Genomic DNA, 12,577 nt, shown 5'->3' with positions numbered 1-12,577 from the left:
AGGGCTCCGAGCAGACCCTGATGGCTACCAACCAGACAATAACAAACACCGAGAGTGAATCATGAGCAAACCCGTTCGTATGGAGCCGGGCGTCAAGCTGCGCGATGGCGACAAGATGGCCCTGATCCCGGTGAAATTCATGCCGGATCCCAACGAAGAACTCCTTCGCAAGCCGGACTGGATGCGGATCAAGCTGCCCCCCTCCAGCCAGAAGATCGAACACATCAAGAGCACCTTGCGCAAGAACAAGCTGCACTCGGTCTGTGAAGAGGCCTCCTGCCCCAACCTGGCGGAGTGCTTCAACCACGGCACCGCCACCTTCATGATCATGGGCGCCATCTGCACCCGTCGCTGCCCCTTCTGCGACGTTGCCCACGGCCGCCCGCTGGCACTCGATCCGGAAGAGCCGAAGAAGCTGGCGCTGACCATCAAGGAGATGAACCTCAAGTATGTGGTGATCACCTCAGTGGACCGCGACGATCTGCGTGACGGCGGTGCCCAGCACTTCGCCGACTGCATCCGCGAGATCCGCGAGCACAGCCCGCAGACCCGCATCGAGATCCTGACTCCGGATTTCCGTGGCCGGATGGAGCAGGCGCTGGAGGTGTTCCGCGAAACCCCGCCGGATGTCTTCAACCACAACCTGGAAACCGCGCCGCGCATGTATCGCGTCGCCCGCCCGGGCGCCGACTACAAGTGGTCGCTGGAGCTGCTGCGCCGCATCAAGGAGATGCACCCCCATGTACCAACCAAATCCGGTCTGATGATGGGCCTTGGCGAGACCAACGAAGAGATCGTCGAGGTGCTCAAGGATCTGCGCGCTCACGGCGTCAACATGCTGACCCTGGGTCAATATCTGCAGCCGAGCCGCCACCACCTGCCGGTGAAACGCTACGTGCCGCCAGCAGAGTTTGACGAGCTGAAAGATGTCGCCATGGAGCTGGGCTTTACCCACGCCGCCTGTGGTCCTTTCGTTCGCTCTTCCTACCATGCTGATCTGCAAGCCAAGGGCGAAGAGGTCAAATGATCTCGCACGACAGAGTGGCCAAGTAACCGCCACCCTCGCAATAAAAAAGAGCGCCTATTGGCGCTCTTTTTGTTGGTGTCACTGACCGTTGCGGCTTGATCTACTTCAGTAGCCGTGGTCGAAGCTCCCCTGCTGATGCCAGCGTTGCAGCTGGGCCAGCACCCGGGTCTCCCGCGCCGTCCACTGGGGACAGGGCCCCGCCAGCTGGGTCTTGTTGGTCTGCAACGCTTCGTCGAGGGCAAACCAGCCTGGCACGAAGCCAAGGCGGATCTCGTAGGGCTGCGGCTGCGGGGCCACCAGCTGATCGCCAATCCGGCACAAGTAGTAGAGCGAGCGGATGCAGTAGGCATCAAACCCCGGCTCGCGGGCGGCGCGATATTCACGGGTCTCGCCAAGCAGGCCCCCCACTTCCCGCAGCTCGGCACCGCACTCCTCCAGCAGCTCGCGAGCGAGCGCCACATGGTGGCTCTCCCCCGCTTCAATGCCGCCCCCGGGGAACATCAGATCGCCGTTGACCCGGGAGTGCACCAGCAGCAGCTCGTCGCCACGGGGCACCACGGCACGCACCGTGAGGCGCTCAAGCGTGCGGCCATCGGTACGTACCTCGCCATGAACGAAAGAGAGATCGAACGGATTGGGCCAGCAGCTGGCCGGGGAGAGCGTCGTCATCACTGCCTCAGGGCCGGTAGTTGCCATGCTTGAGCTGCTCGACAATTTCGGCAGCCCGAACATCGTAGCCATCCTGCTCTGTCTTGCTCAGGGTGTGGTAGATGCCAAAACGCTTGGCTGAGACCTCGGGGCTATCCTGAAACGATTCGCTCACCTTGCCCCACAGATAGGCCAACCCGTACTGTTTCTGGCCCATATAGAGGGTACTGAGGGAGGTGAATATGCGGCTGTTGACCTTATCTCCCTCCTGATAGAGGGAGAGGCCGTGCTGCAAGGTGGCAATGGCCTTTTCCGGGTCACTCTTGGCGTAGATACCACCGAGTGCCAGTTGCAGCTCGGGTTCATCCAGCGCCTTGGTGCCTTCCAGCGCCATAAACTGCTGGCGAGCCAGCTCGTTGGTGTTGTTGGTCCAGTGCCAAAGCAGCAGGTAGGGATCTTGTGAATTGCGGGTCGCCGCATCGAGCTGGGCCAACTGATCCCCGGCCGCCAGCATGCCCTCGACCCGTGGACTCTTCTGCTCGCGGGCATTCTTGTACTCAATGCTGGTGGAACGCTCGGCACACTTGAGATAGCGCTCAAGGTTACGCATCAGCTCGTACTTGCGCCGATCCGTCCCCTCCTCCTTGAGATAGAAGCGACTGCGGATCACATCGGTACGCTCGTAGCGACACCAGCCATCGTCCACCAGATCCTGGCAGAGCTCGGGATGATTGCCACAGATGTTGTGGATCCGATCGTCATTGCAGCCAGCCACGGCAAGGCCGACTGAAAGCATGATGAAGGTCTGTCGCAGGGGGAAATTGGCCATGGTTCACATCTTGTTGGTAACGCGGGTTGGTAACAACTGGCGCCTTTACGGGCCACCTCCGGCTAGCAAACCGGTTACATATCCATTACAATGCGCGCGCCATATAAGGCCGCGATTGCAGAATAATATAACGAAATATACACCCCTACACTGATCTGCATTCGACGAATTTTCTATTTACACCAACAACGTGAAATAAAGGATCTGGTCAATGACCCACGAGCACTACTTGCAAGCGTGGCAGGAGAGCCAGGAGCTCGCCGAAGCCATGCAACCCTTGATTGGTCGCCTCTACCGACAACAAGGGGTCGAGATCACCCTCTACGGCCGCCCGCTGCAAAACGCCTCCACCATCGATATTCTCAAGGCCCACCGGGTCGTCCGCCGCCACCAGAGCGCCCCCCTCCCCATCCAGCAAAGCTTCCCCCTGCTTCAGGCCATCGTTGCCCTCAAACCCACCGCCGCCGAGGTTGACCTTGGCAAGCTGGCAGTCGGCTACTGGCAGGATCATCAGGATGAGGCGGGGATCGAGGACTATCTGCAAGCGCGACTGGCACCGGCCCTTGGCCGCAGCCAGATGCCGCAGCCGACCGACGTGGTGCTCTACGGCTTTGGCCGTATCGGTCGCCTGCTGGCCCGCCTGCTGATCGAGCGTACCGGCGCAGCCAATCCGCTGCGCCTGCGCGCCATCGTGGTACGCGGTGGTCGCGACGGGGATCTGGAGAAACGCGCCAGCCTGCTGCGCCGCGACTCGGTGCACGGCCCCTTCAACGGCTCCATCGAGGTGGATGTGGAGCGCAGCGCCATCATCGCCAACGGCACCTTCATTCAGGTGATCTACGCCAATAGCCCGGCCGACATCGACTACACCGCCTACGGCATTCACGATGCGCTGATCGTCGACAACACCGGCGCCTGGCGTGACGAGGCTGGCCTCTCCGAGCACCTGAAAGCGCGCGGTGCCGGCAAGGTGCTGCTGACTGCTCCCGGCAAGGGGGAGATGAAGAACGTGGTGTTCGGGGTCAACCATGAGGTGATAGGCCCGGATGACAGGATCATCTCCGCCGCCTCCTGCACCACCAACGCCATCACTCCGGTGCTCAAGGTGATGCAGGAGCGGTTCGGCATCCGCCATGGCCACGTGGAGACGGTCCACTCCTACACCAACGATCAGAACCTCATCGACAACTATCACAAAGGCGAGCGCCGCGGCCGCAGCGCGGCCCTCAACATGGTGATGACCAGCACAGGTGCCGCCAAGGCGGTGGCCAAGGCACTGCCCGAACTCAAGGGCAAGCTGACCGGCAACGCCATCCGGGTACCGACCCCCAACGTCTCGTTGGCCATCATCAATCTGTCGCTGGAACAGGCCACCGATCGGGAGAGCCTCAACGCCTATCTGCAACAGATGGCGTTAAGCTCGGCCCTGCACCGCCAGATCGACTTCAGCGCTAGTACCGAGCTGGTCTCCTCCGACATGGTAGGTTCCCGTTATGCGGGCATCGTCGACTCCCAGGCGACCATCGCCGAAGGGGATCATTGTGTGCTCTACGTATGGTATGACAACGAGTTCGGGTACAGTTGTCAGGTAGTGCGGGTGATGGAGCAGATGGCTGGCGTAGTCCGCCAGGATCTACCTGCATAGACCCCGATAGGGTCTACCTGCACAGCCCGCCAGGATCTGCCGGGCCGACCCCGAAGTTTATGGCTCAATAGTTCAAGGAGAGGCCGGATGTCGTTTCAACAGGGTGAGTTTTTACAAGCAATCAGGCAGATGCCCGAAGAGGTGTACGAGCGGCTCAAGACCGCAGTCGAGCTTGGCAAGTGGCCCGATGGCAAGCCCCTCACCGACGAGCAGAAGGCCACCTCCCTGCAAGCCGTGATGGCCTGGCAGGCGATGCATCTCGACAACCCCGAGCACATGAACATCGGTCGCGACGGCGAGATCGTGATGAAGAGCAAGAGCGAGCTCAAGCGTCAGTATCGCGACGAGGAAGAGATAGTGCGGGTCGATCTTAACCATTGAACCTGACCCGGCAGGCTGCTTGCGGCGGCCACAACAGAGAGGGGAGCCATGATGGCTCCCCTCTTTTTTTCCTATCGATGCCGGGTGACTCATCCCCCTCATCCCCAACCCTTCTCCCGCTAGGGGGAGAAGGGAGCAGGCTCGCACCTGCGAACAGTGAACGGGCCACCTATCAACGCTCTTCATGGCAAGCCTCGTGGCCAACAGCACCTCGCTCTATCCCCTCTCCCGCCGGGAGAGGGTTAGGGTGAGGGCCGCATCGCTTAGGGAGTCAGCTCCCCGCGCAGCGACTGCTGCATCAACTCGCGAATGCGGTGGGATGGCAAGTCCTGACTCAGCAGGAAGTGGAGCTTGGTGAGCGCCGCTTCGGCGGTCATGTCAAAGCCCGAGATCACCCCGGCCCGCGACAGGGCGTTGCCGGTGGCATAGCCCCCCATATTGACCTTGCCGTGCAGGCACTGGCTCAGGTTGACGATGATGACGCCGCGGGCCGAAGCCTCGGAGAGCAGCGCCAGCATGGCCGGGTTTTGCGGTGCATTGCCCACCCCGAACGAGAGCAGGATCAGCGCCTTCACCGGCTGTTGCAGGATATTGGCGATCACCTCGCTGGAGATACCCGGATAGAGGGTTACCACGCCGATGGGCTGGGGGGTAATGTCGTGCAGCACCAGCGGCCGCTCGGACGGCACGCCCAACTCGCCCGCTTCCAGCGAGATGGCGATCCCGGCATTGAGCAGCGGCGGATAGTTGGGGGAGTCGAAGGCGTGGAAGCCATCGGCGTGCACCTTCTTGCTACGGTTGCCGCGATAGAGCTGGTTGTTGAAGAACAGCGTCACCTCGTGGATCGGGTAGTTGGCCGCGATGTAGAGGGCGTTGAGCAGGTTCTGCTGACCGTCGGAGCGCAGCTCGGCCAGCGGGATCTGGGAGCCGGTGATGATGACCGGCTTGTGCAGATCTTCCAGCATGAAGGAGAGCGCCGAGGCGGTGAACGACATGGTGTCGGTACCGTGCAAAATGACAAAACCGTCGTACTTGTCGTAGTTGTCGCGAATATCCTCGGCGATGCGCTGCCAATCCGCCGGGGTCATGTCGGAGGAGTCGATGAGAGGGGCATATTCGTGGATATGGTAATCCGGCATCTCGGGGCGGTGGAACTCGGGCATCCGCGCCAGACAGTCTTCCATAAAGCCAGCCATCGGCACGTAGCCGTGATCGGAACGCTGCATCCCAATGGTGCCGCCTGTGTAGGCAATGTAGATAGACTTCTTCACACCCTCTCCTCTTGATGAAGTGAACACCGCCGGAGCATGAACCATGTCGGGGTGAACCACAATGTCAACGCCCGCCAGCGCCTCTGTGTGCAGCGGAAACCGGCGAATTATAGAGACTGGCGCCCCAAATGACAGCCGTTCCATGCCCCCTTTTCGGCTTTTCTGCCCTCTACCCACATAGTGTTAAATGTCACAATAAACCACTAAAACGAGCATTAATACGACAAAGATGGAATTAAACGATGCTTTTTGCTACAATCCGCCGGATTTTACTAAAATCTCATCTGGATGCCTGAGCATTTCAGGCCCGCACAAGCCCCATCTTTCCTGGGGCGGGGAGATGTTTCCCCTTCTTTGCTGGCACATAAGCCACACTGTTTTCATCCCGGCTGAATCTGTAAGTCTTTTGCTATGAAAGACACAGCCAATCAACATGGGAGTACTGAATGTTACAACTTGATTCCTACGCAACGCTGGTCGCTGCCACTCTGGTATTGCTGCTTGGCCGGGTGTTGGTTACCCGAGTCGGGCTGCTGCGTACCTTCAACATCCCCAAACCGGTAGCCGGCGGCCTGGTGGTCGCGCTGGTACTGCTGCTGCTGCGCTCCACCCTGCAGATAGAGCTGCAATTTGATACCAGCCTGCAAACCCCGCTGATGCTGGCCTTCTTCGCCTCCATCGGTCTCTCCGCCGATCTCGCCAGCCTGAAACGCGGCGGCAAGGCGGTGGTTACCTTCCTGATGGTGGTCACCGGCCTGCTGCTGGTACAAAACAGTCTGGGCGTCGGTCTGGCGACCCTGCTCGGTCTGGATCCCCACATGGGGCTGCTGGCAGGCTCCATCACTCTCTCCGGCGGCCACGGCACCGGGGCGGCCTGGAGTGCCACCTTCTCCGAGAAGTATGGCGTGCAATCCGCCGCCGAACTCGCCATCGCCTGTGCCACCTTCGGTCTGGTGCTGGGCGGCCTGATCGGTGGCCCGGTGGCTCGCTATCTGGTGAAGAAAGTGCAGGTGCCCGGTGAGGAGCACAATCAGGATGAGGCCCCCCAGGGCTTCGAAATGCCGGATATGGAGCGCCCCCTCACCACTTTCAGCGTTATCGAAACGCTGGCGCTGATCGCCATCAGCCTCAAGGGCGGCGAGCTGCTCTCCGCCTCGCTCAAAGGGGGTGCCTTCGAGCTGCCGATCTTTGTCTGCGTGCTGTTTGTCGGCGTGCTGCTGCGCAACGTCCTGACCCTGCTGAACTGGCATGAGGTGAGCGATCGAGAAGTCTCCCTGCTGGGTAACGTCAGCCTGTCGCTGTTCCTCGCCATGGCACTGATGAGCCTGAAATTGTGGGATCTGGCCAGCCTGGCGCTGCCCATCTTCATCCTGCTGGCCGCCCAGACCGTGGCGATGGCGCTCTACGCCATCTTCGTCACCTTCCGGGTGATGGGCAAAAATTACGATGCGGCCGTACTGGCGGCAGGTCACTGCGGCTTTGGCTTGGGGGCCACCCCGACCGCGATTGCCAACATGCAGGCCATCACCCAGCGCTTCGGTCCCTCCCACCTGGCGTTTCTGGTAGTGCCCATGGTGGGGGCCTTCTTTATCGACATCATCAACGCCATGGTGATCAAGCTGTTTATGGCGATGCCATTCCTGTAATTCCCTTTCCGTCAGACGTATATGATCAGAGCCCACCTTTCGGTGGGCTCTTTGTTTGTTCTCTACTCGCCAGCTGACGCAGGCAGAGCCGGGGCTCGTATCCGCCACCAAGGTGGCCCGCGAGCAACTCAGAAAACCCGGAATCCCCACATCCCGCACTCCCCCGAACAACAAAAAGCCCCGCACTCGACAGAGTGCGGGGCTTGTTTATCTCAGCCGGAACAGGCCGTGAGTTGCACCTTACAGGATAAAGGTCGACACCTGCTGGTTAAGGTCAGCAGCACGCCCTTTGAGGCTGTGGGCCTGATCCAGATCGCGCATGGCAGATGCAGTGATCTCGTCACTCACATCCTTGATGGCGGTTGTGTTCTGGGTGATCTCGCCGGTCACCTGGGTCTGCTCCTCGGCGGCAGTGGCGATCTGACCCGCCATGTCGGAGATGAGGGAGATGGCGCTGGTGATCTCTTCCAGCGCGCGCACCGCCTGATCCGCATCCTGCACGCTGTTGTCCGCCAGCCCCTGACTGGTCTGCATCAGGCTCACCGCGCGGGCAGTGGTCTGTTGCAGTGTCTCGATGGTGGACTGGATCTGCTGGGTGGAGTCCTGAGTACGGCGCGACAGCACCCGCACCTCGTCCGCCACCACCGCAAAACCACGCCCCTGCTCACCGGCGCGAGCCGCTTCTATGGCTGCGTTCAGCGCCAGCAGGTTGGTCTGCTCGGCAATCCCCTGAATGGTGGAGAGAATGCTGGTGATGGCCTGCGCATGGCGGCTCAGCTCCCCGATCACCTCGGTCGCCTGCCCTACCTCTTCAGCCAGACCATTGATGGACTGGCGGGTCTTGTTGACCAGCATCTTGCCCTGCTCACTGCTCTGGGCAGATTGCTGGGCAGCGGCGGCGGTATTCTCGGCGTTGCCGGCGATCTCCATGGTGGCGCTCGCCATCTCGGTAACCGCCGTGGCGACCATGGTCACCTCCTGCTGCTGACGCTGCAACTCGTCCACCGCGGCCTGGTTGGTCACCAGACTGCGCTCGGCATCGGCGTTCAACTCGTTGGCCAGCTGACGGATATTGCCGATCAGCTGATGCTGGCTGCCGACGAAACGGTTGAAGCTGTTGGCCAGTTGGCCCACTTCGTCGTTGGCGTCGATCTTGATGCGCTGGGTCAGATCGCCGTTACCATCGGCAATGCGGGCCAGTGCCTGGGATACCTTGGTGAGCGGGCCAAGCAGCATGCTGACCAGCCAGGAGATAGCGAGGATGCTACCCACCAGCACCAGCAGCGCCATCCCCAGCTGGGTCATCAGCAGGGAGGAGAGCGGCGCTTCCAGCGCGGCCTTGTCAAGCACCAGCACCAGTTCCCAATCCGTGTCGGGGATATCAGCCGCCCACAGCAGCTTGTCGCGACCTTCATTGTCAAAATAAGCTGGCACCAGCTCCTTGCTCGACTTGCTCTGCTCGATCAGCGCGTTGGTCAGATCATTGTCGATCTCGCTGGCCGGTTTCATCGCCTTGGCGGCATCCTTGTAGGCGATGATGGTGCCATCCTTGTGCATCATGATGGCGAAACCGTCGGCAGGCAGCTGCATCTTGGTCACGTCTTCCACCAGCGAGGCGATGGAGAGGTCACCACCGACTACCCCGCCAGAAACCGGCTGGGCCAGGGTCACCACCATGATGTTGTAAGCCACATCGAGATAGGGTTTGGTGACAATCAGACCACCTTTGCTCATCGCCTCCTGATACCAGCCACGAGAGCGCGGGTCGTAGCCATCGCGGTTGATGGAGGGATCGGAGTCATTCATCTTGCCGCTGCTCTCACCGAAATAGGTGAGCTGGAAACGGCCGGAAACTTGTGCCTGTTGCAAGGCATTGAGGGGTTCGGCACCGGCCTTGTTGCCGAGCGCCTGGATCACGTCGCGACGGGCGGCGAGCCAGTCGCTGACACGCTCGGCCTGCTGGGTACCCAGCCGTTGCAACTGCTCCTGGCTGCCTTGCAGCAACAGGGACTTCTGGCTGCTATAGCTCTGCCAGGAGAGCAACAAAATCACCAACGAAAGGGCGATCACCACTGACAACAGTATCTTCTGCTTGAGTGACAGGTTTTTCATCATGTGTTCTTCTTATTGAGGTGAGGAGCGGGTTTTTCCCTAAATTGCACAACACTACACGTAGTCATTAGCGACCCGAATGGCCAAAACTGAACCTGAAAATGGGTCTGCGGGCGATATTTTCTACCGAGGTGGAGAAAAGTGCACCAGAAATTGACGGCATGAGCCGCACAAGCCAAGGCAACCCTGTTTATTCCTTCCACAATTGGCTAGAATATCCCGTTTTTAAATCACATCGACCCTGAGAGTTTTCACGATGTTCGAAGTTAATCCCGTATTAAATAAACTTAAGGAGCTGTCTGAGCGGACCGAGCTTCTTAGGGGGTACCTTTGACTATGACGCCAAGAAAGAGCGTCTAGAAGAGGTCAACGCCGAGCTGGAACAGCCGGACGTATGGAATGAACCCGAGCGCGCACAAGCGCTGGGCAAAGAGCGCGTTGCGCTGGAAAACGTGGTCGGCACCATCGACACCCTGACCCAGGGCGTGGATGACGTCGAGATGCTGGTGAGCCTGGCCGTGGAAGGGGAAGACGAAGAGACCTTCAACGAAGCCATAGCCGAATCCGAACAGCTGGAAGCCAAGCTGGTGGATCTCGAATTCCGCCGCATGTTCTCCGGTCAGCACGACGGCTCCGACTGCTATATCGACATCCAGTCCGGCTCCGGTGGTACCGAAGCACAGGATTGGGCCAACATGGTACTGCGCATGTACCTGCGCTGGGGCGATGCCCACGGCTACAAGCCCGAGCTGATTGAATGCTCCGAAGGCGACGTGGCTGGTATCAAATCCGCCACCATCAAGTTCACCGGCGAATATGCGTTCGGCTGGCTGCGTACCGAAACCGGCGTACACCGTCTGGTTCGCAAGTCCCCGTTCGATTCCGGTGGCCGTCGTCACACCTCCTTCTGTTCTGTGTTCGTCTACCCCGAGATCGACGACGATATCGATATCGAGATCAACCCGGCGGATCTGCGGATCGACGTCTACCGTGCCTCCGGTGCCGGTGGTCAGCACGTTAACCGAACCGAATCCGCGGTGCGTATTACCCACGTTCCGACCGGTGTCGTGGTACAGTGCCAGAACGACCGTTCCCAGCACAAAAACAAAGACCAGTGTATGAAGCAGCTGAAAGCCAAGCTCTACGAGCTGGAAATTCAGAAGCAGAACGCTGAGAAACAAGCCCTGGAAGAGACCAAGTCTGATATCGGTTGGGGCAGCCAGATCCGTTCCTATGTGCTGGATGACTCCCGTATCAAGGATCTGCGCACCGGCGTCGAAACCCGTAATACCCAATCGGTGCTCGACGGTGACTTGGACAAGTTTATCGAAGCCAGCCTGAAATCAGGTCTGTAAACAAGCAGGAATCACCATGTCTGAACAAACCATCACTCCGGAAGTCGACCAAACTCTCGAACTCAACAACGAGATGACCGAGCGTCGTTCCAAGCTGGCCGCCCTGCGCGCCCAGGGTAATCCTTTCCCCAACGACTTCCGTCGCGACAGCCTCTCTGGCGATCTGCACGCAGAGTTCGACGACAAAAGCGCCGAGGAGCTGACGAGCCTGGGTAAACGGGTGAAGATTGCCGGTCGCATCATGACCCGCCGGATCATGGGCAAGGCTTCTTTCGCCACCCTGCAGGACATGGCCGGCAAGATCCAGGTCTACGTTACCCGTGACGACCTGCCGGAAGGTTTCTACAACGAGCAGTTCAAGAAGTGGGATCTGGGCGACATCGTGGGTGTCGAAGGTACCCTGTTCAAGACCCAGACCGGTGAGCTCTCCGTTCACGTTTCCGATATCCGCCTGCTGACCAAGGCGCTGCGTCCGCTGCCCGAGAAGCACAAAGGCCTGACCGACCAGGAAGCTCGCTGCCGCCAGCGCTACCTGGATCTGATCGCCAACGAAGAGTCCCGCAAGACCTTCATGATCCGCACCCAGGTGGTTGCCGGTATCCGTAAATTCTTCAATGAAAAGCGCTTCATGGAAGTGGAAACCCCGATGATGCAAGTCATCCCGGGTGGTGCCTCCGCGCGTCCGTTCGTCACTCACCACAATGCGCTGGACATCGATATGTACCTGCGTATCGCTCCGGAGCTCTATCTGAAGCGTCTGGTGGTCGGTGGTTTCGAGCGTGTCTACGAGATCAACCGCAACTTCCGTAACGAAGGTATCTCGGTTCGTCACAACCCCGAGTTCACCATGATCGAGTTCTACATGGCCTACGCCGACTACATCGATCTGATGGACCTGACCGAAGAGCTGCTGCGTACCCTGGCACAGGACATTCTGGGCGACACCAAGATCCGTTACGCCAAAGAGGGCGAAGAGGGCCTGACCATCGATTTCGGTCAGCCGTTCCAGCGCCTCACCATGGTCGAGTCCATCCTGAAGTTCAACCCGGATGTAACTCTGGACGATTTGGCTACCCTCGAGAGCGCCAAGGCCGTTGCCAAGCGTCTGCAAATCGAGCTGATGAAGGGTTGGGAGCTGGGCCACGTGATCACCGCGATCTTCGAAGAGACCGTGGAGCACATGCTGCTGCAACCGACCTTCATTACCGAGTACCCGGCAGCCGTTTCTCCGCTGGCTCGCCGCAACGACGTGAACCCGGACGTGACTGACCGCTTCGAATTCTTCATCGGTGGCCGCGAGCTGGCCAACGGCTTCTCCGAGCTGAACGATGCAGAAGACCAGGCCAAGCGCTTCCAGGATCAGGTTGATCAGAAAGAAGCTGGCGACGACGAAGCCATGTTCTACGACGCCGACTTCGTCACCGCGCTGGAACACGGCCTGCCGCCGACTGCCGGTCAGGGTATCGGTATCGATCGTCTGGTGATGCTGTTCACCAACAGCCACACTATCCGTGACGTCATTCTGTTCCCGGCCTTGCGTCCGCAGAAGTAAGGTTCATGCCCGCCGGGATCCACCCCGAGCGTGATAGCCAATAAAAACGTCCCGCGACTGCGGGGCGTTTTTCTATCTTCCTTACCGCTAAATCACTTTATAAATTCAATA

General features: G+C 59.7%; 10 protein-coding genes. 6 read left to right on the top strand and 4 right to left on the bottom strand.

Translation table 11 applies throughout. The features are described 5' to 3' along the window. The first annotated feature begins 61 nt into the window (after positions 1-61). Positions 62-1,027: a lipoyl synthase gene (lipA, locus tag NOM06_RS02815; RefSeq protein ID WP_005335190.1), complete on the top strand. Its 966-nt coding sequence runs from the start codon at positions 62-64 to the stop codon at positions 1,025-1,027. 105 nt (positions 1,028-1,132) lie between these two features. Here lipA and NOM06_RS02810 read toward each other — a convergent pair whose 3' ends face one another. Further along, complete coding sequence (locus NOM06_RS02810) at positions 1,133-1,696, bottom strand: NUDIX domain-containing protein (RefSeq protein ID WP_069554127.1); 564 nt, start codon at positions 1,694-1,696, stop codon at positions 1,133-1,135. A 7-nt stretch (positions 1,697-1,703) separates the two neighbouring features. Continuing rightward, entirely contained in the window at positions 1,704-2,504 is an 801-nt protein-coding gene (locus tag NOM06_RS02805; RefSeq protein WP_005335192.1) for a DUF2989 domain-containing protein, read from the bottom strand. Between the two features lie 211 nt (positions 2,505-2,715). Here NOM06_RS02805 and NOM06_RS02800 point away from each other — a divergent pair, with 211 nt between their 5' ends. Beyond that, complete coding sequence (locus NOM06_RS02800; protein ID WP_255909820.1) at positions 2,716-4,149, top strand: glyceraldehyde-3-phosphate dehydrogenase; 1,434 nt, start codon at positions 2,716-2,718, stop codon at positions 4,147-4,149. Positions 4,150-4,236: 87 nt separating this feature from the next. Next, a complete protein-coding gene (locus tag NOM06_RS02795) occupies positions 4,237-4,530 on the top strand; it encodes a YeaC family protein (RefSeq protein ID WP_005335194.1) in 294 nt (97 codons plus the stop codon). A 263-nt stretch (positions 4,531-4,793) separates the two neighbouring features. Here NOM06_RS02795 and ansA read toward each other — a convergent pair whose 3' ends face one another. After that, a complete protein-coding gene (gene ansA, locus NOM06_RS02790) occupies positions 4,794-5,801 on the bottom strand; it encodes an asparaginase (protein ID WP_005354141.1) in 1,008 nt (335 codons plus the stop codon). 446 nt (positions 5,802-6,247) lie between these two features. Here ansA and gltS point away from each other — a divergent pair, with 446 nt between their 5' ends. Continuing rightward, positions 6,248-7,447 (top strand): sodium/glutamate symporter, encoded by a 1,200-nt coding sequence (gltS, locus tag NOM06_RS02785; RefSeq protein WP_110302620.1) that lies wholly within the window; start codon positions 6,248-6,250, stop codon positions 7,445-7,447. A 240-nt stretch (positions 7,448-7,687) separates the two neighbouring features. On the opposite strand, the gene NOM06_RS02780 is transcribed toward gltS, so the two are convergent. Continuing rightward, positions 7,688-9,559, bottom strand: coding sequence for a methyl-accepting chemotaxis protein (locus NOM06_RS02780; RefSeq protein ID WP_139460595.1), 1,872 nt, complete (start codon positions 9,557-9,559; stop codon positions 7,688-7,690). Between the two features lie 256 nt (positions 9,560-9,815). Between NOM06_RS02780 and prfB the strand changes: the two genes are divergently transcribed. Next, a protein-coding gene (gene prfB / locus NOM06_RS02775) for a peptide chain release factor 2 (protein ID WP_100645262.1) occupies positions 9,816-10,914 on the top strand; the annotation gives its coding sequence in 2 pieces (ribosomal slippage) (positions 9,816-9,890 and positions 9,892-10,914; 1,098 coding nt in all). A 16-nt stretch (positions 10,915-10,930) separates the two neighbouring features. Next, the gene (lysS, locus tag NOM06_RS02770; protein WP_255909818.1) at positions 10,931-12,466 is read left to right on the top strand and encodes a lysine--tRNA ligase; all 1,536 of its coding nucleotides are present in this window, start codon (positions 10,931-10,933) and stop codon (positions 12,464-12,466) included. Positions 12,467-12,577 lie beyond the last annotated feature (111 nt).

This window comes from Aeromonas sp. JL9 (assembly GCF_024436075.1).
In the GTDB taxonomy this organism is placed as follows: Bacteria; Pseudomonadota; Gammaproteobacteria; order Enterobacterales; family Aeromonadaceae; genus Aeromonas; species Aeromonas veronii.
This window is presented reverse-complemented; position numbering and strand designations above follow the sequence as displayed.

What these genes read in the sequence shown, in the direction of transcription:
- lipA (WP_005335190.1), top strand. Translation starts at nt 62, where the DNA reads ATGAGCAAACCCGTTCGTATGGAGCCGGGCGTCAAGCTGCGCGATGGC.
- NOM06_RS02795 (WP_005335194.1), top strand. Translation starts at nt 4,237, where the DNA reads ATGTCGTTTCAACAGGGTGAGTTTTTACAAGCAATCAGGCAGATGCCC.
- NOM06_RS02805 (WP_005335192.1), bottom strand. Translation starts at nt 2,504, where the DNA reads ATGGCCAATTTCCCCCTGCGACAGACCTTCATCATGCTTTCAGTCGGC.
- gltS (WP_110302620.1), top strand. Translation starts at nt 6,248, where the DNA reads ATGTTACAACTTGATTCCTACGCAACGCTGGTCGCTGCCACTCTGGTA.
- NOM06_RS02780 (WP_139460595.1), bottom strand. Translation starts at nt 9,559, where the DNA reads ATGAAAAACCTGTCACTCAAGCAGAAGATACTGTTGTCAGTGGTGATC.
- NOM06_RS02800 (WP_255909820.1), top strand. Translation starts at nt 2,716, where the DNA reads ATGACCCACGAGCACTACTTGCAAGCGTGGCAGGAGAGCCAGGAGCTC.
- lysS (WP_255909818.1), top strand. Translation starts at nt 10,931, where the DNA reads ATGTCTGAACAAACCATCACTCCGGAAGTCGACCAAACTCTCGAACTC.
- NOM06_RS02810 (WP_069554127.1), bottom strand. Translation starts at nt 1,696, where the DNA reads ATGACGACGCTCTCCCCGGCCAGCTGCTGGCCCAATCCGTTCGATCTC.